This is a genomic window from Pseudalkalibacillus sp. R45 (assembly GCF_052246725.1).
Lineage (GTDB): Bacteria > Bacillota > Bacilli > Bacillales > Fictibacillaceae > Pseudalkalibacillus.
Map to the genome: position 1 here is coordinate 1 of NZ_JBQQCL010000008.1, position 19,784 is coordinate 19,784.

The following is a 19,784-nucleotide window of genomic DNA, read 5'->3' on the forward strand; positions in this document are numbered from 1 at the left end:
CTTTAGTAAGCTATGAGGAATTAGAAAGCCGAGTTGAAGAATATATCCACTGGTACAATCATGAACGTTCAAAAGAAAAATTGGATGGACTGAGTCCAGTCGAATACCGAACTCAATCCATCCAATCCGCTGCATAATAAAAACTCTAACTTTTAGGGGTAACCACCTTCTTGTGTGAAATCACATGCGTTTCATGTGTGAATCATACTGTGAGTTTTTAAAATAACCCCCGTTATATCTAGTTGGATCAGCTCTATTTCAATTCCTCATAAACTTTTGTTAACAATACTTCATCAGGATCGTGGCTCAGTTCCCACATCATTGCACCGCCCAGCCCCTTCGATTTGAGATAGTCGGTTTTATGGGTTATGGATATGGCGTCATCATAGCTTATGAAGGTGGAACCATTGAAAAGCCAGGGTACTTGCGAATCCTCTTCCCTATGAGGAGTAAATCCATTTTTGTTGATGTATTCTGCCTCTAGTGCAGTATAACTGATTGAATTGCCTCCCCCGGTGAACGGCTGGTACAGACCATTATTTGCATTGTTGACTTGCTTGAACATCCTACCATAGAATGGCAGACCCATTACAAGCTTATCAGCTGGGACTCCATTATTAATGAATGTTTCAACTGCGATCTCGACGCTCAAATCATTATGATAGCCGCTCTCTGGATCTTGCTTTAATGGTGCATTCATTCCAGTAAGTTCATCCCACTCCCCATGGATATCGTAGGTCATCAATTGAACATAATCGACATATTGATGGAGCTTGTCCAACTCTAGATTATTAGCGTGGTTTTTGCTTGGTCCAGCAGCGATTGTCAAAAGATATTCTTTCCCGTCCTTCTTACTTTGTGTATCTAACGTCTCTCTGATTTTTTTCAATAGCAATGTGTAGTTCTGTTTGTCTTCCGGACGATTGATGTTGTCTGGCTGCCCCCCGTCAACAGGGTATTCCCAATCCAGATCCACCCCATCGAAACCATGCTTTTGCACAAGTTCCAAAACACTTTCGGCGAATATGGTCCGAGACTCTTCCGTCAGTGCTACATCAGAAAAATTCTCCGACCACGTCCACCCGCCTACAGAAATCAATGTTTTTAAATGTGGATGCTGTTCTTTCAGGTCTTTTAACTGATTGAAATTTTCGCCATCCACCTCCGGATCGCCAACTGCTATTTTTCCGTCATTAGAGATATTTGCGAAAGCATAGTTGATATGCGTCAGCTTGCTGGCATCGATGTCAGATACCCGGAAACCGGAATACGCCGCCCAACCCGCATAATAGCCGACTCTCTTATACTGATTTTCAGCTTCAGCCGACACCTTCTTTTTATTCTTTGTCCATCCCGCTTTCTTGCCTCTCAGTTCTTCACTTGATTTGTCAGCTGCACCGGAAACTTGCAAACTATTCCCGGTCAACGTAAAAGTTCCTATGAACACTAGAAAAACAAGTGAAATGATAAATGGTATATGATTTACACGATTTCTTGTTTTCCGCTTCATAACAGTATCTCCTCCCCTGGTAGACTACTTATCTTTTATTCTAAAGGGAGGGTGATGGGAGAGGTAGTGGTAAATTATAGCACCCTTTACAAAAAAGTTGGCTACCCGCTGTTCGATCGCTGCAACAATCAATCTGCGAGTAGCCCAAGATATAGAACAAAGTTCCAAGATTTAGGCGGAGGTTAAGCGCCTGATTTAAGTATACGAACAAATGTTCTTATTGTCAATGGAATTTTCAAAAAAATTATTTTATGATGTGCAATTAGTTCTGATCACATTTTGCTTTCGAGTTACTCCGCTGAAGTTAAAGTCGCAGGTTTTTCCACGTATGGTGAGTGAAATCATTATTTCACCTCTCTGATCTTCAACCAATAACAGATTATAAGGGGCATTCCTAGAAGCGACTCGACCTTCCCCAAATGCTTCAACATAGTTATACTGACATGTGATACCTTTGAGGTTCTCTGTTTTATAGCGGTATCCAAGATCACCATGAACCCTGACATTGAAAAAACTCTCGCTTTTTTTACATGTCGGACACAACTTCCCAGTAAGAGTCAGGAAGCCATAACCTATTTTTCTTCCAGATTGCTGAATTTCAACAGGGGTATTTAGAATCTTCAACATCACTTCACAAGGACACCTTGATGAGTCAGTAAAATGACTCGTTCGTATGACTTGTTGTTGTACAATCTTTTTCAAAACATCACTCCCTTGTGACAGACTATGCTCTATCAAAAGGGAATGTTTGTACGAATGACCTGCTAGTTTAATAGATTTACCGATTAACGAACGATGCTATTTCGCTATAGGTAAGGACTCTCCCAGTCATTTCATCGAAAGTTCGGTCATTGATGATCTCTTCACCCATTTTTTTCAATAATGTCACGGCTGCTCGGAATGGTGCGGACCCGGTACTTACCCTCTCAATCCCTATCTCTGAAAGTTCTTTTAGCGAAGGCAAATTAGGATGAACCAACAGGTTGATGGGACAAGAAACTTCAGCCCTTAGTTTTTGAATCGTTTCTTTAACATGCAGTCCCGGTACAAAAATACAATCCGCTCCTGCCTCCTCGTAAGCTTTCACACGATCCAGAGTCCTTTGAAGACGTGTTGAAGGATCACCGATTTGCAGCCAATAAAGATCGGTACGCGCATTGATGAACAACGCCTCATCATTTTCCCTGCAAAATTCTTTGATAGTGGAAATCATTTCCGTTTGGGTTGAGAGATCATTGATGGGATGCTGAAGATCTCCTGTTCCATCTTCAATGTTTATTCCAACTGCACCCGCATTAAGGATTTTTTGTACTGACTGAACAACCTCTTCAGCCGTTTTACCGTAACCAGCTTCGATGTCTGCACTGATTGGTACATCCACAGCATTAACGATGCGTTCCACAACTTCAATCATTTTATCGATTGGGAGCTGTTGTCCATCTGGATACCCTAATGAGGCAGCGATCCCTGCGCTAGTTGTACCAATTGCTTTAAAACCGCCTTCCTCAAACATTTTAGCACTGATGACATCCCAGGCATTAGGCAGGACAAATGTTGAAGGACCTTTGTGTAAGTATCGAAAGCTTTTTTCTTTATTCATGCTCATACTTCCTCCTCCTTTTCTTCCATTGTAATCCTTCAACACTTCGATTATCATCGAAGTATTGAATACACACATGGAGGTGCTGAAAATGAGTGCAAATCCAAATATCGCTGAGGTTGCTGCACTCCTGGCAGACCCGTCTAGAGCCGAGATCCTCATGACGTTGTTGGATGGCCGCTATCATACTGCCAGTGACCTAGCTTATGCCGCTGCGATAAAACCGCAAACTGCCAGCTTTCATCTTGCTAAGATGGTTCAAGCTGGTTTAGTTACCGGAGAAAAAAGTGGACGCCATCGTTATTACCAGCTTGCTAACAAGGAAGTTGCACGTATCCTGGAATCCTTTTTATCAATTTCCCAACCTAAAGAGGTACGTTCATTCAAACAGTCCTCTCAAACGAAAATGCTTCGAAAAGCCCGGACATGCTATGATCATTTAGCAGGAGAATTGGGCGTATCATTGACGGAATCCATGAATGAATCAGGCTATCTGGATAAAGAGGAAAAAGAATTTGTGGTAACGCCAAAAGGTGAAGAATTCTACGTAGATTTCGGCATCAACCTTTCTGAATTGAGGAAGAAACGCCGTTCATTTTCCCGTGTATGTCTGGATTGGAGCGAACGAAAGCACCATCTTGCAGGGGCTTTAGGCCAAGCGTTCGCAGATCAGCTATTTGAACGTAATTGGGTTAAACGTGTCCCAACCATACGCGCAGTGGAAGTCACCCCGACAGGAAAAAGAGAGCTTAAAAAATTATTCAATCTAGAATTTGATTAAGTATTAAGCCAACTATGGCCAAGAGGCTGGTCATCGTTATCATTCAGCTCTGCAATGACTCCATCCATCCCCCTGAGTGATGATTCTTTCACTCCTCCTCAGGGGTAGATTCATCTCGGATATAAGCTTCTTAAACCCGTTATTTAACTAGCCCCTCTCTCAACTTATTGACGCCAAATTCTAAATAACCTTTGAGACAAGTCAGCATGAAGACCCATCCCTCTTTATTATCCAGCATTTTATTAAACAGCTCTCCGTCATTATCTCTAAAGCCTTCTTCCCTGACTTCTACAATCGTCGTGGAGTGATCTATTTCATCTAATATAATTGTGACGGTGTGTAACTCCTCAGTTGGTCCCCAGTTGAACTGGATTTTTTGGTTTTCTTCGATTTCAATGACTTCTATTTCACCCTCAGCGTTAAAAAGATCATACTTCAGGGTGATCGTCTCCCCTGTTTCCCATCTCGCAGAACTGGATGAAAACCAAAAATTTCCGATTTTATCGGGATCAACAAAGGCTTCAAATACTTCATAAGCAGGCTTTTCTATTTTCATTTTTGTTTGATTATGCACAATAAACACCCTTTCTTCAGATTCGTTTCAACCGTTTCAAGAAAAAATCGGAGCAACTCCAAACCTCAGTCCAAATCGATCACGTATGAGGTCATTTCTTTCATTTTTGAATTTTTCCCTGCGCCGGTGAACGTGCACACATCACAAAATGCGATTCTTTTCTTATTTTCAAATACAAGCTCACCATTGATAGAAGCCGAACGACCATGTGTGATGATGTTATGGATGTGCAATTCTGTGATGTCTGCGTCAGCCATTTGACTCAGTGTTTTTTCAACAGCCTCTTTCCCTTTGAACTGGCGATCGCCGATTTTGCTCCAGCAAAAATCGTCTGCAATATTCTCTAGAATGAACGCTCTATCGTTTTCGGCAAAAGCGATATTGAATTTCTTCAACATCTCTTTTTTGGGTGAGTTTCCACAATCCTCCGGGCATAGAACAATAAGTCCTCCTGAAGTCTTCAAAGTTCAAATCTCCCTTCATGTTTGAAATACATGATATGTACTTCTCTCACTAGTCGGATTCTCCTCTTTACAATTCAAAAGGGACGCTCTATCGAAAGCGCCCCAGATTTAACTTTAAACCATTGCTTTACTGCTGTCATGATTGGTCATATCCGCGGAGGAAACCATTCTTTTTTTCTTATGATGATATATATAAGAACCTGCTATCAATACATATCCAATAAGGAAAACCACCATCCCACTAGAAGGATCACCTACTGCGATGTGGGAATACATGGCTCCAGTCAAATCAATTACAAAGCCTGCATACGCCCATTCTTTGACCCGTGGAAAACCAGGGACAAGGAGTGCTATAACACCTAACAATTTAGCCACACCGATAAATGGCAAAATATAAGCTGGATACCCTAAATGATCGAACACCGCGACAGCTGCAGGATCAGACATGATATCAGGAATAGCTCCAAAAAGCATTAATGCAGACAAAAGACTAGTAAAAACCCAGTAGGTAATCACTACTTTTTTCATTAAGTAACCTTCCTCCTTCAGTTTTCTATTTCATGAATTAAACATTAATATACTTGAAATAGAATATTCCTGAAAAGGTATATATTACCTAATTATTAATGGTCCTCTTACTGATACTCCTTTATTAAAATCCAACTTTTGGAAGATGTTGCTTGCGAAAAAGTGCAATCCCATCAGGTTTATCATGCTACAGATTAATATGCTTAAAGTCCCGAACCCTCTCCAAAAAAAGAGTCGTGATGAATGATCACGACTTAAAAATTTTATTTTGATTGAATTCATATACCTTGAATTTTCCGTTTCCAGAGGAAAATCTGATAATGTTCCGATCTTCAGGTATCCCTTCAAAATACGCTCCTATACACCCCGTTGTACATCGATGGCCGGAGATTAAGATGTTCAACTCTTTGTTGGCGTATTTGTTTTCAATCTCTTTCATGAAGTCGAAAATCCTTCCTATAAAGCCAGGGATCTCTTCCACCCCATCATAGACACTGGGATCAGGAATCGATCCAACCATTTTGACTTCGTTCTTTTTCATTCGGTCCGCTTCACCTAAATCGAAGACATCCAACCTCGAATCCGTATTCACTTTAATACCTGTTGCGATTTCAGCCGTCTCGACCGCCCTTTCTTGTGGGGAGGAAAACACAAGATCAAACCTGTATTGCTTGAGCTTATCTCTTAGAATTTCAGCTTGATTTCTCCCGTTTTCGTTTAGAGGAAGACCTGATCTTCCTTGTATTCTTTCTTCCTTGTTCAAGTCCGTTTCTCCGTGCCTGATCACATAAATCATAATATCCGCTCCTTATTTAAAAATTGGATGGCTCTGATTTTTGGCCACTAAGACGTTTGCTCGCTGTATTGGTAGACGTGCGAATCGGCTGATGCCCTAGCGCTTTTGATAAACCAAATTTCGGCATGTTTCCGTAAATCGATTCGAATTGCCCCTTCTTAACCGTATAGGTTTCATGATAAATTCCGACCGCATCGTTGTTTCCGACCTTTTTGTTGAAGTCATTCCAGGCTTTCAAATGCTTTTGTCCTCTGGCATAAGCGAGTAGATCTTTTTCGGAGCGCCAATATTGGATCATCATTGTTGTACGTAAGCTGAAGAAATTCTCAATCGATAAGCAGCCGAGATCTTTATTGACATAAAGCTCTTTAATCATTGGTGGCATGGCTATGAATACCGGCAACCACTTGTGGATTGCCCACCATTTGTTCACGCGCATTCCGATGATGAATACAACGATATCGTCCTGTTGACCGATCGTATACCGGCCTGGGAAGACCTCTTTTCCCATTTTCATTCCTCCTTCAATAGTTTTGCCTTCGTTTCCTCACACCAGTCGATTTGCGCTTGGGTCGTACGCAGTCCATAATCCAACGTGATGATCCAGTAAGGTGCATCCGCTTCATCATTCAGGCGGGTGGTAATCATTTCTTTGATTCCTTCATAGGTGTTGTATCGATTGAGAAGTTTTTCCTGGTAGGTTTCTAATTGATGGATAGTAGTGCTAAGTTCTTGATGGCGGCTGAAAAAGAGTTTGAGCAGGAGCTCGTTTTTTTCAACCGGAAGTTCTTTGATGGGGTTCTGAAGCCAGATCTTGAGTGTCTTTTCACCTTCAGATGTGATGTGATATTCCTTTTTGTCTGGTTTACCTTCTTGAGGAGCTACTTGGACCGATGCGTATCCTTCTGCCACTAACTTTTTTAAAGCAGGATAAATTTGACCATAGCTTATTTTCCAAAAATGATTCAAACTCCCGTCGATCATTTGCTTGATGGAATATCCGGTGTGGCAACCCGTCGTCAGTAAACCGAGAATCGCATATTGCGTGTTATTTTCCTTAGCCATCGTACACCTCCAATATATATCTATTTGCTATATATCTTTTTGATACATATAATTTACCATATTCATCCTCTTATGTAAACCGAGAATATAAAAAAAGGCTGATGTATGAACATCAGTCCCCTCGGTAATATGTAAGTTCACGATTCCATTTCCTCTAATTATTTCAAGATCCCCAAGTATTCTTCCCAGGGTCCGACGTCTCCCCCATATCGTTTGGCCATCACGCGTACGATTTGGGAGATGTGGGTCAGGTCATGGACAACCCAGGTGGAAATCAATTCTCTTACCTTCACGACACCAAATGCCGGGTGAGATCCTGTGACTTCCAGCTTCGACTCAGTGTCGAGCAGTTCTTTGAGCCTGGTTATATTTCGGGTTCGAATCGTTTTGAACTCTTCAAACTTCTGTTCAAGCGTTCTTTCAGGGTTTAAACTAAGGTGCGAAAACCTGTCAAATTCGGGAAATGGTTGTGCTTCGCCTTCCTGAAGAATGAATTCCAGCCTCGGAATCCAGTTGTTTTTCTCCCCTTCAATTAGGTGGTCGACCACCTGTGAAGCATTCCAGGTACCTTCACCTTCATTGCATTGCAGCCATCCATCAGATAATCCGGTTAAAAAATGCTCCAACGTTTGAGGCGTCCGTTCCAATATCTCAATCGCTTCCTGCAAATTAAAATTCATCTGGCTTGCCCTCCTTTTTTAAATGATGTTTGGTCAACGTTCTTTTCCAATAAGCCCATGCCTGTAAATACTCATCTAAATCATTTGGATGATGTAGGACACATGTAGCGATTCGTAAATATAGACCTATGACAACTTCTTCATGCAATTCATTCCTTGTAAAATTACGATCAACAAGATGATCGGCTGCTGACTCTATCATTTCTTGAGTCAAGTCATCCGGGGAAGAGCAGAAGGCATAGATCAAATCGTATAAAGGCTCTCCGAACACTGGAGTAGGATCAATCACTCCACATAACTCCACTTCATTATAGATGAAATTATGTACACCACAGTCTCCATGCAAAAGGTACGGCGTTACAATCCTATTATACCTATCTGCTTGATTTACTAGATCCATCACCCATTCAAAATCCTCATCTGTTAGAATCGAACTCAAGATTTGATGTGATTCTACTGCCCTATCAACTAAGAAATTTTTCCATGAATCCACTGGTTTGTCTGCCCAGCCCCATCCTTGTTTATCAGGATCAGCCTGATAATGATTGATAAGAGAGTTTACAAGTTTTATAAGTGTATTCCGTTTATTTATTCGTCCATGACTTATGGAACCTTTGATAAACGGAATTACGAGGTAGCAGTGTAACGGATCCTCATAAATCACCTCTGGTAAGAGCTCTATATCTTTGTAAAAGGTCATGAAATACGACTCAGATTTTAATACTGATGGCTTATTTATTTTAACGACGTATTGATCCAGAAGGTAAACCTCGCTTGTGGTACCTCCGCTTAATCTTTCAGCTTGCTGTGAAACTGATACGATCTTTTTATTACGTAAATCTATTATGATGTCTTGTATATCCATTTGATTCTCCTAATCTCAGACATTTGATCTCGTCTTTTCATCTTTTGATTTTAGTAAGGTCATCAGCTCTTCAAAATACCGGGACTCCAAACAAGTCAGCATGAAGAGGCTCGTTTCTGAGCTTCGAACAAAGATGGATAATGAGCGGTGTAACCTTTGTCATCATCCTTCATCTCCTTTTTAAAAGTTGTAAGCCCTTCTTCAACAATTATTTCAAATTCAACCAGATTACTCAATCACTGTTTCATAAAGGCTGTTTTCGCAAACTTTGTTGCTCTTGAAAGTCGTTGATTTTCGCTCCAGGATGCTCGCTTTCCGCGGGGCGTGCGGTGAGCCCACTCGTCGCCTTGCGACATTGAATGGTCTCACCTGTCCCACTGATCCCGCAGGACAAGGAAAGCTTCGGCAGCGTTACATCGCACGAAGAAAATGCGATTTTCATTTTCGAGGAGTCTCGCACCTTGCTCTCCAATCAACTTGCACAAGGTGAGTTTCATAAATGACTCAAAAGCAACAATCTTTTAGAAAAGAGCCTTCATGTAAAATAGGAAAAGCCCACTCTTTCATGTGAGTGGACTTCCGGTTTATCTTTTGAACGGCGGGATACTTTGCTGGAAACGAAAGACATTCGTTGGATCAACCTTCGTTTTCACTTTTCTTAAGCGCTCGAAGTTTTCTCCATAATAAGCGGTCGGCCAATCGTCAATTGATAGATCCGGCCAATTCACGTAATCACCGTCCGTATATGGAGCAAGGCTTTTGCGTAATGCCTTGACCCACTGCACATTCTTAGTTGCTTCGCCTTCTTTTTCCCAAGTTGCTTTATATTCCTGTGCGATAAGCGCTTTCCTGTGATAAAAAGCCGTTTCAGTTGGACGCACTTTTTGCACCGCACCGGTCAGTGCCTGTTGCCATATCGCTGCATCTTCATTCGGTGCATGTTCGAGAAAATGCTTCATGATTTTGATGCCTTTTTCAGGAATCGGGTGATAGGCAAAAGACCCGGAGCGTTTGAAATAAGATGGTATGTTGCCTGCCGGATAATTGAAATAGTCGAATGCTTTATTGAATGGGACGGTTGCGATTTGCACCTTCCTTGGGTTTGTGCTTTTGACCAACGGTTTGATCAGCTTTTTGAGTTCGTCTTTTGTACCCAAATATTGTCCCTCAGCCAGGATCATATTTTGCTCTTTCGCATGCAGCTCGATCGACGACGTTAATTTTTCATCGGTAAATGGAGCCCAGTGCTGCCATTTGTCATACGCTTTTTCCAATTGTTCAAAGTCCCATTCGATCCGGAAAATCGAGACGTCGCCAATTGGATGGGCACGGAACTTGAATTGAGTGACGATCCCGAAGTTCCCGCCACCACCTCCGCAACAAGCCCAAAACAGTTCTCTGTTTTTCCATCTGGTCGCTTCTATAATTTGTGCACTGCGGTCTCCTTTTGGAACGACGATTCTGACGCCAAGCAGGTTATCGCAGGTTAACCCGAAAATCCGTGACAAATAACCGATTCCTCCGCCCAAGGTCAATCCTGCAGCACCGACACTGTATTCTGTGCCAGCAGGGATTGCCAGGCCGTGCTCCCATAGTGTGTTGTATACATGGCCTAGATCAGCGCCTCCTGCAATGACCGCAGTTTTTCTTAAGGCGTTGACCGAGATTTTGTTCATTTCACTTAAATCGATGACGATCCCTTTATTCAGGATCGAAAAATTTTGATAACTATGTCTTCCGCTCCTTACACGGAAAGGGATTTCTTTTTCCCTAGCAAATTTCAGCGCATTCAGGACATCTTTTTCTTCATGGCAAAAAATGATTGCTCCGGGAAACTTGGATCGAAATAGATTAAGATTTGTGCGGGCTTCTGTATAACCCGGATCCCCCGGTACCACAACCCGCCCCGTCAATTCAGTCGCCATCCTCTCTCTCCTTTAACTTGTCTTACAGCAGTATATGAGACAGGTTCATATGATGAAACGGCGGAAATGATGGAGAGTGAAAATGGGCAAAAAAAGACACTGCATTTATTTTGGCAGTGGCCTGGTATACGTTATTTCAATTGGATATGCTCGTTTAAAGACCTGAGTTTATCTGGATTTGCCACCAGGTAGATATCATTGATCTTCTCTTCCTCAAATGTAAAAGAAACGACATTAAGCACTTGACCTTCAAGCGTTACGACAACCCCAGGGACCCCGTTGATCAATTTACGATGAAAAACATAATCCGCAGGAAACTTCTGCATAATACCGAAGAAAAACTGAGTGATCCGCTCGGCAGTGTAGATTGGCTTTACAGCCGCCTTCACTTTGCCACCGCCATCAGAATAGAAGGTCGCATCCTTTGCCAGCACTTGCAGCATCTCGGAGATATTGCCTGTATTCAATGCCGATAAGAAGGTTTCAACGATATTCCCCAGTTGTTTCGAGTCTTTCTGGAATGATTCCGGTTCATGCCCGAGACTTTTTTTCGCCCTGTGGAAAATCTGCCTGCAATTGGTACTGCTTTTATCTACAATATCGGCGATTTCGTCATACTCATACTGGAAAACTTCTCTAAGGAGAAAGACGGCACGCTCCACCTCTGATAGTTGTTCCAAAAGCAACATATATGCAGTCGATATCGACTCTTTCATAAAGTACGAACCTGCCGGATCCGCTACATAGTCTTCCACAATCGGTTCTGGCAGCCATGGACCAACATACGTTTCTTTCTGATGGACGGATGATCGCAATTGATCGATACATCGGTTGGTCGTCATTTTACAGAGGTAGGATTTCACGTTGGTGATGGACCCGCGATTCGGTAGTTTTTCAAATTTAATGAACGTATCTTGGACGATGTCTTCTGCATCCATCACACTGCCCAACATCCTGTAGGCGAGTGAAAAGAGCAATGGTTTATAATCTTGATAAAGCTGTTCAATCTCGTTCATACCAACACCTGGTTTCTTTTTAAAATATGTGAAGCTGCACGTTCCGCACTTGCTAGAGATACATCAACCAATAATTCCTCATCCTCCACCCAATCTCCTGCCACATACAGGCCTTTAATTTCCGGAACGTCAGGGACTGGTAGTGATGCCCAGTTCATTGGAAATCTGCATCCCCCCCTTTATACAGGGCATGGGCACCGAGATTCATGTACACACCATTTTGGTTGACGGTCTGGGATCGTCCTCCAAATTCAGTGGATTTTTCGAACGCAATCACCTTCTGGCCTCCATTGGCTGCCGTCAAACCTATTCATTAACATGACGGAAAAAGGGTTTGATTTGTGACATTATGATACTATTATTTAAAAGAAGAAAGGGGAGATGTGTATTGATCTTAAAGCAACGCGAAGAATCTCTGGAATTGAAGATTATGAGATGTCTTCGGATCCGAATGAATCTATCATCCGAAGATAAACTATATTGTTACAATCTTGAAAAGGGCTATGAAGGAGAGCTGAAGTTTGATGAACGACTCGAGGAACTTTTGCCAGGACGGCTGGCTCTGAATGATTTATTATTAGAGCACCGTAACACGCTTTTTCAAAACGATTCATTATTGCTCTCTTCAGGCAAGAATTATCTTTTTGAAGTGAAAAACTTCGAAGGTGACTTTTATGTGGATGGAGACAGATGGTGTTCTATAGGCGGAACTGAAATAAAGAATCCACTGCTTCAATTGAAGCGGAATGAATCGTTGTTACGGCAGGTTTTAAGTACACTGGAATGTAATATGCCCTTTGAAGCTTATCTTGTATTCATTAACCCCGAATTCCACCTGTACCAAGCACCCCTTGATTCACATATCATTTTTCCTGCTCAACTTAATCGTTTTTTGGACAAGATCAAGAAACAACCCTCTAAAGTGAAGAAAGCCCACTCCACATTGGCTCAACAACTTATTTCTCTTCATATAACCGATCCCCCGAGTTTCCGATTACCCGATTACCAATATGATGACTTGAAAAAAGGAATTTATTGTCCGAGGTGTTATGGTTTTTATGAATGTTGTACAAATAAATCTTTACTTTGTAATCACTGTGGCGGTAAAGAGCCCTTACATTCTGGCATGCTTCGTACCATAGATGAGTTCAAACTTCTTTTTCCTGACAGAAAAGTTACGACCAACCACATATATGAGTGGTGTAAAATCGTCAAAACTAAAAAAACAATTAGAATTATCATTTCGAAAAACTATAAGAGGATTGGACACGGAAATTCATCTTATTATATTTAGCCAGTTTTAGTTTATGAGTGTCTGATCATTGTTTTGAGGAGCCATCACACTCTTAGAGACCTCTTCTGAGTGCTTGATCTTTGCTTTTGGGGAGCCATCACACTCTTAGAGACCTCTTCTGAGTGCTTGATCTTTGCTTTTGGGGAGCCATCACACCCTCAGAGACCTCTTCTGAGTGCTTGATCTTTGTTTTTGGGGAGCCATCACACCCTCAGAGACCTCTTCTGAGTGCTTGATCTTTGTTTTTGAGGAGCCATCACACCCTCAGATCCACCTGGTCTTCACCTTAGCTACCTATTTCACTCATCAAAAAAACCGAGAGGAATTCTCCCCTCAGTTTTTCAGCAGTTCCACAAAGTCATCTAGTCTTCTTCTGTTCGTGAGGTTGTGGTTGCAGGTGTTGCTATCCTGACAGATGTAGTTGCCTCTGCTCAGATAGGTTTCTTTCCCGCTTCTCACTCTACACATGAACAGGCCGACTTCTTCATACTCACCACATAATGTGCATATGCTTTTTCGATGGCTTTCCTGGAATGTTCCAGACAGCCCTTTCAGTTTCCCGTCGATTTCAACAACAAGATACTTTCTGCTGGAACGAATATCATACCAGCCTATATAGGATATCTCCTTAAAATCAATTTCCTCAAGCAATGGCATCTTCAGTTTTTTTGCCTTCGGGAACAAGTTCTGCACCGTTTTTTCCGATATATTACGAAATGGAATGACGTACGCACTCAGTTCGTCTAGAAACTTCTCTGCTTCCGTTGCTTTTTCGATTTCCAGCATTCGGTTGAGGAGTGGCTCCACTTTTTTATCAATCGAAGAAAAAAGGTTCAGTGACTTTTCTAATGAGCCATATTTCAAAGCCTTCAGGACATCCTGGTCTTTAACCGAAGCATGCGCCTCTGCCAAGTACCGTACTTGTGTCCTTATAAAGTTGAATTGATCAGGTCTCATGAATGGTTCTATATTTGTTTTGTTCATTTTAGTTCAGCTCCTTATTTTTCAATCCGTTTATAAAATAAGGTGCAAAACCATGTTACAGAACTCAGGCGATTAGTTCATGTTCCATCCCATACAAAGTATCGCCTTTCCCATAACAGGCTTTGCATGAGACGCTGCAAATTCTGGCAAATGAATGCTGCTGTTCGCCATTATTTACCACCTCCTCTGTTAGAATCATTATACCCTATGTAAAGCTCAATTTCTTTTCTTATGAATAGTTATTTTGTAGAGTTGAATTAGATGGGAGGAATCGATAATGGATGTGTTGTTCAGGAAAAGAATCGGGCTGAATGAAGAGGAACCGATCACATTCGAGAAACTGGAGGAGGTCCTTGTAAAAACAGCACGAGCCATCCCCTTTGAAAATCTGCGAATCATGAATCAACGAACCGTTGAAATTACGGAGGAAGCTTTGATTGATAAAATGCTAGTTAAAAAAGAGGGTGGGCTGTGTTACGAGTTGAATGGTCTTCTCTACCTTTTTCTGCTCGAAAATGGATTCGATGCCAAGCTGGTGCGCGGTGATGTATTCAACAGCAAAACCGGAGAATGGACGAAACTTGGACGAACCCATGTAGCGATCATCCTCCGACATGAAGATGAAGACTACCTGGTCGACACCGGTTTTGGTGGAAATCTCCCATTAAAGCCGATTCCGATGAATGGTGAGATCATTCACTCACCTAACGGACAATTCAAAGTGGAAGCCACAAAACACAAACACGGCGATTATCTCCTCGGCTTGAAACTCACAAACAAAGATCAATCCTGGCGAACGGGATACTTGATCGATTCCAAAAATCCAGTAGCGGATCTCCGAGAATTTAATGATATCCAAAAAATACTCATTGAAGATTAAGAGTCCCCATTCAACAAAGGACCGATCCTTACAAAATTCACTGAGAACGGAACCGTTTCATTGACAGATAAAACAATGACCCGCTGGATCAACGGAACGTCACAAAAAGAACAAATCTCAGAAACCGAATTCAAAGATCTCCTAAAAAAAGAATTTCACATTAAAAGCTGAAGGACTGACGATTGTCAGTCCTCCTAACTTAAGTTTGTCCGACCATTCGTTCAAGCTGGGCTTCAAGACGATCGAGGTTTTCATCATTTGCCTTATAGCAGAACTCTCTGATTTTTTCACATTCTTCAGCAGAATCGAACAGCATACGCCAGTTCAGCTGCGTCTTTCCGTCCAATTCCTCTAAGGTCACACTCAGTAAAAACTCGTGATTCGGCTCCAGATGCCGGAGGACGATTCGTTCAGGTTCCACAACCTCGACGAAAACACTCTTATTTTCATAGTCAACGCCATTAGGACCGTGCATGGTATAACGCCAAACCCCATCAGTGCGCTGATCAAACTCATGGAACGTATTCGTAAAACCTTTTGGCCCCCACCACTTTGCCAAATGATCGGAGTTGGTGAACGCTCGGAACAACTTTTCACGCGGCATATCGAAAATCCTTTCATTTACGATTTCCCGGTCTACCTCATCCAATTTCTGAAGCTCCTTACCCAGATTATCAAGCATGATCGTTGTTCCGTGTTCACGAGTCGCTGCAGAATCGTGCCCATCCAGGAATGCCCCCTGTTCGGTGTAGGTCAGTTGGGTACCGGTTCCTGCAGGCTTGAACTCGACCGTGGACACTGATACAGAAATCCTCGTCTCTTCTTGATCCATTGTGTAGGAGTAGACAATCCGTTCATCTGGAACAATTTCCTGATATTGCGCCTTAAAAGTGTAAACAGGTCCGCCAGGAGGACCGCCCAGGTTGCTCTCCACTCCTCCAACTCTAAAATCGAACTCATCCGCTCCCGCAAACCATTTTGCTTTGAAAGCAGGATCTGCCCACGCTGCGAAAACTTGCGCAGGTGAGGCATCATAATTCTTCTCAATAACAAAGGTATCATGTGTAGCATAACGTTCAATCATGATTTTTCCTCCCTTGACTTTGATTTTTTATAAGGAAATCATCAAGACGATCCAAGTGGTTTTCCATGTTATTTTTTCGCCCAGAAAAAAATTTTTCATGGCTCTTTTTCATCATACCGAACAGTTCCGTAAAATTTCCGACAGTCAATGGTTCTTTCGTTTGCATGAGGCCTGAAACATTTTGTAATTCCTTCAATAACTTCTGTTGAATTCTGATATTTTCTTTGAGCCGGTCGATTTGAAGGGAGACGACTTCGGCTGGGTCATAGTTCGTATCGGATAGAATGCCTTTAATCTCCTCAAGCGACAAGCCGACATCCTTCAATGAAAGAATCTGCTGGAGACGAGACAAATCTCTATCGTCATACAATCTATATCCTGAATCTGAATAATAGGAAGGCGAAAGCAAACCGATCTGATCGTAATATCGCAGCGTCCTGACCGTTATCCCTGTCAATTCTGCCAGCTCCCCTACTTTCCATACGACGTTATCTTCAATGATCATCCCCTCATTTCGCGCGCTGGATTTACCGGTGATTCAACTATAAACCATTACGTCACGTAAGGCTCAAGGCATATTATTTATTTTTTTTAAAAAGGGATCGTGTCTGTGTTGGAGAATAAACTTAAATGACCCAAAAACGATTGAAGGAGTGATGGCTGATGTTCTACAAAACCTTTGCCAAGTCTGAAAATAAAATAACGAGTGAGGTTCATTCTACCCTAGCGTGTCATTGATCCTCACAATATCAGGAGGATGAAAATGAATTATCAAGCAGTTGTTAAAAAACATTTACAAGCCATCCAAAAGAAGGATTTAGCGTCCTATTCAGGGACATTATCCAAAAATGCAGATGTCAGCGTTGTCATGCCAAATGGACATTTTGTTGAAGGATATCAAAACGTGATCGATTTCCATAAAGATTGGTTTCAAGATCCTGACTGGACCTTCCAATATACCCTGGTGAAAGAAGAAGTCTTCAGTGATATGGGCTATACAGTGGTAAAAGTCAATTATGATGATCTGGACCAAAACGGCGAACCCTACAACAAGGAGTATTATCTGACATTGGTATTCCGTAAAATGGCTGACTCTTGGTGTTTGGTACATGATCAAAATACATTTTTGAACTAGAAATGCGGGCCGGACGATCGTTTCGGCCCCTTGTCATCTCTAGAAGCTAAACCAATTTATACATCAGAACATCATCCACGTATTCATTATCGCTGAACTTGAATTCTTTGACTTTCCGTCCTTCCTCTACAAACCCCATGCTTTCATATAAAGCGATCGCCCGATGGTTGGTCGAGAATGTGCCTAAACAAACTTTTTCAATTAAAGGATTTTGCTCTGCCCAGGCTAACATCTCTTGCAGCAACTGCTTTCCGAGCCCTGAACCTCTGTAATTTTTCTTGATCTGTAAAGCAATCGAACCAGTATGAGACATCCTTCTTCTTTCCTGTGATCGGAAGACGATCCATCCGACAACAGTCCCACCGATTTCAGCTACGAACATGTTATCCCTCTCGTTCCCCAATATCTTTTCAATCCATTCCTGCTCCTGTTCAATCGTCTTATCAAACTCCTCGGGAACCCTGATGAAATATACGCTTTCTTCAATTACTTCCCGTTGTATATCTAAAATTTCTTCAGCATCATCCAAATGGACAGTCCGCAGCACAGCCTTCTCATTCTTTTTCACAGTCAATGGTTCCACCTCATCATTCATGTTGATTGCAATACCAAATTCTCCACACGCCTCAACGAACCCTTTTTTTGCGTCTAAATGACCTGTTCCTTTTTCCAGAAAATAGTTTACAATGGGAGTACTAATAACAAGGAGGTCTTTTACATGAGAAACATGAAAAGTCGAAAAGTCCATTTATATAAGGGAGGAACACTCACGTAAGTTGTAAGCGGTGTACCCCCTTATATGTGTTTTGCGAATGAACACTAAAAGGGGTATTACATGCAATTTCCAATTAAAAAGTTTTTGTCTTATTATAGACCGTATTTAAAAATGTTCTTAACCGTATTAGGCTGTGCGTTCTTTACATCCACTCTGATCCTCGTGTTTCCTTTACTCGTGCGATACGTGACGAAGGATGTGCTGGAAGGCGACCTCTCCACTGCACTGAATGATGTGTACTGGATCGGCGCACTCATGCTTGTCCTGGCAGCTGTCCAAAATATCGGAAACTACATTGTCGATTACAAAGGGCACGAAATCGGAGCGCGGATGGAAAGGGACTTGAGGAGTGAACTGTTTATGCACATGCAAAAACTCTCCTTCAGCTTTTATGACAAGGAAAATACAGGTCAGCTGATGTCCAGGATCACCAATGACTTGCTGCTCCTTTCCGAACTCTATCATCACGGTCCAGAAGACTATACCAAGTACCTGGTTCGCTTCATAGGTGGCTTCGTCATCCTATTTTTCATCAACGCGCCCTTGACGATCGCCGTCTTTTGTATCTTATTCGTCCTTGTTATATTGTCTGTGTACTACAATAAACTTCTGAACACAGCTTTAAAAAGGAACAAAGAACGGATTGCGGATGTGAATGCACAGGTTGAGGATAGTCTTGGCGGGATCCGTGTTGTAAAATCGTTCGCCAATGAGGAAATCGAGATCGGCAAGTTCAATCGGGAAAATAACCGTTTCCTTGAAAGTCGTAAAAAAACCTATTGGACCGAAGCCGTTTTCTACAATATTTCAGAGACACTCATCCAATTGATCACCGTCACCGTCGTGATCATCGGCAGTACTAGAATCATCCATCAAACACTCGATTTAGCGGATCTGATTACATTTCTACTCTATATCGGGTTCATGGTTGAGCCGATTCAACGACTGACCTTTATGAGCACACAATTTCAAGAAGGAATTACCGGTTTCCAGCGCTTTATGGAAATCATGAATCTGAAGCCGGCAATTGAGAATAACAAAAATCCGATCAGTCTTGATAACGTGAGCGGCGAAATTGAGTTCAAACAGGTCACATACCGCTATGATGCTGATCTAGACAATGTCTTTGAAAATCTGACCCTACACGTTCAACCCGGCGAGTACGTTGCCTTAGTCGGTCCGTCTGGTGTTGGGAAAACGACCCTATGCTCGTTAATCCCTAGATTTTATGATGTGATGGATGGGGAAATCTTGATTGACGGGGAAAACGTTCGAAATATCGACTTGTCTTCTCTGAGGAAAAACATTGGGATTGTTCAACAGGATGTCTATCTTTTCGCCGGCACGGTGATGGAAAACATCCGTTACGGAAAACCTGATGCCGCAGACGAAGACATCATCATGGCTGCAAAACATGCCAATGCCCATGAGTTTATCATGAGCCTGCCGAACGGCTACCATTCCGAAATCGGGCAAAGAGGCGTCCGCCTGTCCGGCGGTCAAAAGCAACGACTCAGCATCGCTCGTGTCTTTTTAAAGAATCCACCGGTACTGATACTCGATGAAGCGACGAGTGCTCTGGATAATGAGAGCGAAAGTATCGTAAAAGATTCGCTGGAACTGCTGGCGAGAGGGCGTACGACGATCGTCATTGCCCATCGACTTTCCACGATCCGCAATGCACAACGTATTGTCGTGTTGACCAAGGATGGTGTCGCAGAACAGGGAACTCATGACGACTTGATCGCTCGTGGCGGTACCTATGCACAACTTTATTCCAAGCAATTTGAATTTCAGGTATAAAGAAATAAGGCTCAGCTCCCTTCTC

Annotated in this window: 24 protein-coding genes and 2 pseudogenes; 7 read left to right on the forward strand and 19 right to left on the reverse strand. The window is 42.2% G+C overall.

Annotation, left to right across the window (positions count from 1 at the left end; all coding sequences use genetic code 11):
- A partial coding sequence (locus tag ACTWQL_RS14360; protein WP_443142669.1) for an IS3 family transposase occupies nt 1-137 on the forward strand: 137 nt, incomplete at its 5' end.
- A gap of 116 nt (nt 138-253) precedes the next feature.
- Here ACTWQL_RS14360 and ACTWQL_RS14365 read toward each other — a convergent pair.
- The 3 genes from ACTWQL_RS14365 to ACTWQL_RS14375 form a co-directional block, all read right to left on the reverse strand.
- Nucleotides 254-1,510, reverse strand: coding sequence for a glycoside hydrolase family 18 protein (locus ACTWQL_RS14365; RefSeq protein ID WP_443143124.1), 1,257 nt, complete (start codon nt 1,508-1,510; stop codon nt 254-256).
- A gap of 249 nt (nt 1,511-1,759) precedes the next feature.
- Nucleotides 1,760-2,212: a hypothetical protein gene (locus tag ACTWQL_RS14370; protein WP_443143125.1), complete on the reverse strand. Its 453-nt coding sequence runs from the start codon at nt 2,210-2,212 to the stop codon at nt 1,760-1,762.
- Between the two features lie 76 nt (nt 2,213-2,288).
- On the reverse strand, nt 2,289-3,116 hold the full coding sequence (locus tag ACTWQL_RS14375) for an isocitrate lyase/PEP mutase family protein (RefSeq protein WP_443143126.1): 828 nt from the start codon (nt 3,114-3,116) through the stop codon (nt 2,289-2,291).
- Nucleotides 3,117-3,201: 85 nt separating this feature from the next.
- Between ACTWQL_RS14375 and ACTWQL_RS14380 the strand changes: the two genes are divergently transcribed.
- Nucleotides 3,202-3,891, forward strand: coding sequence for an ArsR/SmtB family transcription factor (locus tag ACTWQL_RS14380; RefSeq protein ID WP_443143127.1), 690 nt, complete (start codon nt 3,202-3,204; stop codon nt 3,889-3,891).
- Between the two features lie 139 nt (nt 3,892-4,030).
- On the opposite strand, the gene ACTWQL_RS14385 is transcribed toward ACTWQL_RS14380, so the two are convergent.
- From ACTWQL_RS14385 to ACTWQL_RS14420, 8 genes are all read right to left on the reverse strand, one after another.
- Nucleotides 4,031-4,465 carry an SRPBCC domain-containing protein gene (locus tag ACTWQL_RS14385; RefSeq protein WP_443143128.1) on the reverse strand — a complete coding sequence of 145 codons (435 nt, stop codon included), beginning with the start codon at nt 4,463-4,465 and terminating at the stop codon, nt 4,031-4,033.
- A gap of 65 nt (nt 4,466-4,530) precedes the next feature.
- Nucleotides 4,531-4,929 carry a nuclear transport factor 2 family protein gene (locus ACTWQL_RS14390; protein ID WP_443143129.1) on the reverse strand — a complete coding sequence of 133 codons (399 nt, stop codon included), beginning with the start codon at nt 4,927-4,929 and terminating at the stop codon, nt 4,531-4,533.
- 114 nt (nt 4,930-5,043) lie between these two features.
- Nucleotides 5,044-5,457, reverse strand: coding sequence for a DoxX family protein (locus tag ACTWQL_RS14395; RefSeq protein ID WP_443143130.1), 414 nt, complete (start codon nt 5,455-5,457; stop codon nt 5,044-5,046).
- Nucleotides 5,458-5,704: 247 nt separating this feature from the next.
- Nucleotides 5,705-6,253, reverse strand: coding sequence for a histidine phosphatase family protein (locus ACTWQL_RS14400; protein WP_443143131.1), 549 nt, complete (start codon nt 6,251-6,253; stop codon nt 5,705-5,707).
- A 16-nt stretch (nt 6,254-6,269) separates the two neighbouring features.
- Nucleotides 6,270-6,764 (reverse strand): DUF4188 domain-containing protein, encoded by a 495-nt coding sequence (locus ACTWQL_RS14405; protein ID WP_443143132.1) that lies wholly within the window; start codon nt 6,762-6,764, stop codon nt 6,270-6,272.
- Between the two features lie 2 nt (nt 6,765-6,766).
- Nucleotides 6,767-7,318 carry a PadR family transcriptional regulator gene (locus ACTWQL_RS14410; RefSeq protein ID WP_443143133.1) on the reverse strand — a complete coding sequence of 184 codons (552 nt, stop codon included), beginning with the start codon at nt 7,316-7,318 and terminating at the stop codon, nt 6,767-6,769.
- A gap of 158 nt (nt 7,319-7,476) precedes the next feature.
- Entirely contained in the window at nt 7,477-7,998 is a 522-nt protein-coding gene (locus ACTWQL_RS14415; RefSeq protein WP_443143134.1) for a DinB family protein, read from the reverse strand.
- The gene (locus ACTWQL_RS14420; RefSeq protein WP_443143135.1) at nt 7,988-8,863 is read right to left on the reverse strand and encodes a phosphotransferase; all 876 of its coding nucleotides are present in this window, start codon (nt 8,861-8,863) and stop codon (nt 7,988-7,990) included. The genes ACTWQL_RS14415 and ACTWQL_RS14420 overlap by 11 nt, the downstream gene beginning before the upstream one ends.
- Nucleotides 8,864-9,222: 359 nt before the next feature.
- On the opposite strand from ACTWQL_RS14420, the gene ACTWQL_RS14425 reads away from it, so the two are divergent.
- Nucleotides 9,223-9,366: a hypothetical protein gene (locus ACTWQL_RS14425; protein WP_443143136.1), complete on the forward strand. Its 144-nt coding sequence runs from the start codon at nt 9,223-9,225 to the stop codon at nt 9,364-9,366.
- A gap of 81 nt (nt 9,367-9,447) precedes the next feature.
- Here ACTWQL_RS14425 and ACTWQL_RS14430 read toward each other — a convergent pair whose 3' ends face one another.
- The 4 genes and pseudogenes from ACTWQL_RS14430 to ACTWQL_RS14445 all read right to left on the reverse strand — a co-directional run.
- Complete coding sequence (locus ACTWQL_RS14430) at nt 9,448-10,788, reverse strand: FAD-binding oxidoreductase (protein WP_443143137.1); 1,341 nt, start codon at nt 10,786-10,788, stop codon at nt 9,448-9,450.
- Nucleotides 10,789-10,919: 131 nt separating this feature from the next.
- Nucleotides 10,920-11,804 (reverse strand): RNA polymerase sigma-70 factor, encoded by an 885-nt coding sequence (locus ACTWQL_RS14435; protein WP_443143138.1) that lies wholly within the window; start codon nt 11,802-11,804, stop codon nt 10,920-10,922.
- On the reverse strand, nt 11,801-11,962 hold the full coding sequence (locus ACTWQL_RS14440; protein ID WP_443143139.1) for a hypothetical protein: 162 nt from the start codon (nt 11,960-11,962) through the stop codon (nt 11,801-11,803). The genes ACTWQL_RS14435 and ACTWQL_RS14440 overlap by 4 nt, the downstream gene beginning before the upstream one ends.
- An 8-nt stretch (nt 11,963-11,970) precedes the next feature.
- Nucleotides 11,971-12,114: pseudogene (locus tag ACTWQL_RS14445) on the reverse strand (NAD(P)-binding protein); the annotation flags it as partial.
- Between the two features lie 78 nt (nt 12,115-12,192).
- Between ACTWQL_RS14445 and ACTWQL_RS14450 the strand changes: the two are divergent.
- Complete coding sequence (locus ACTWQL_RS14450; protein WP_443143140.1) at nt 12,193-13,098, forward strand: nuclease-related domain-containing protein; 906 nt, start codon at nt 12,193-12,195, stop codon at nt 13,096-13,098.
- Between the two features lie 333 nt (nt 13,099-13,431).
- Here ACTWQL_RS14450 and ACTWQL_RS14455 read toward each other — a convergent pair whose 3' ends face one another.
- Nucleotides 13,432-14,082 carry a FusB/FusC family EF-G-binding protein gene (locus tag ACTWQL_RS14455; protein WP_443143141.1) on the reverse strand — a complete coding sequence of 217 codons (651 nt, stop codon included), beginning with the start codon at nt 14,080-14,082 and terminating at the stop codon, nt 13,432-13,434.
- Nucleotides 14,083-14,359: 277 nt separating this feature from the next.
- On the opposite strand from ACTWQL_RS14455, the pseudogene ACTWQL_RS14460 reads away from it, so the two are divergent.
- Nucleotides 14,360-15,133, forward strand: a pseudogene (locus ACTWQL_RS14460) (arylamine N-acetyltransferase family protein).
- Nucleotides 15,134-15,161: 28 nt separating this feature from the next.
- Here ACTWQL_RS14460 and ACTWQL_RS14465 read toward each other — a convergent pair.
- Nucleotides 15,162-16,046 carry an SRPBCC family protein gene (locus tag ACTWQL_RS14465; protein WP_443143142.1) on the reverse strand — a complete coding sequence of 295 codons (885 nt, stop codon included), beginning with the start codon at nt 16,044-16,046 and terminating at the stop codon, nt 15,162-15,164.
- Nucleotides 16,039-16,551 (reverse strand): MerR family transcriptional regulator, encoded by a 513-nt coding sequence (locus ACTWQL_RS14470; protein WP_443143143.1) that lies wholly within the window; start codon nt 16,549-16,551, stop codon nt 16,039-16,041. Before ACTWQL_RS14470 ends, ACTWQL_RS14465 begins: the two co-directional genes overlap by 8 nt.
- 258 nt (nt 16,552-16,809) lie before the next feature.
- On the opposite strand from ACTWQL_RS14470, the gene ACTWQL_RS14475 reads away from it, so the two are divergent.
- On the forward strand, nt 16,810-17,181 hold the full coding sequence (locus ACTWQL_RS14475) for a YybH family protein (protein ID WP_443143144.1): 372 nt from the start codon (nt 16,810-16,812) through the stop codon (nt 17,179-17,181).
- 46 nt (nt 17,182-17,227) lie between these two features.
- On the opposite strand, the gene ACTWQL_RS14480 is transcribed toward ACTWQL_RS14475, so the two are convergent.
- Entirely contained in the window at nt 17,228-17,929 is a 702-nt protein-coding gene (locus tag ACTWQL_RS14480) for a GNAT family N-acetyltransferase (RefSeq protein WP_443143145.1), read from the reverse strand.
- Nucleotides 17,930-18,016: 87 nt separating this feature from the next.
- Here ACTWQL_RS14480 and ACTWQL_RS14485 point away from each other — a divergent pair, with 87 nt between their 5' ends.
- The gene (locus tag ACTWQL_RS14485) at nt 18,017-19,759 is read left to right on the forward strand and encodes an ABC transporter ATP-binding protein (RefSeq protein ID WP_443143146.1); all 1,743 of its coding nucleotides are present in this window, start codon (nt 18,017-18,019) and stop codon (nt 19,757-19,759) included.
- The last annotated feature ends 25 nt before the right edge of the window (nt 19,760-19,784 follow it).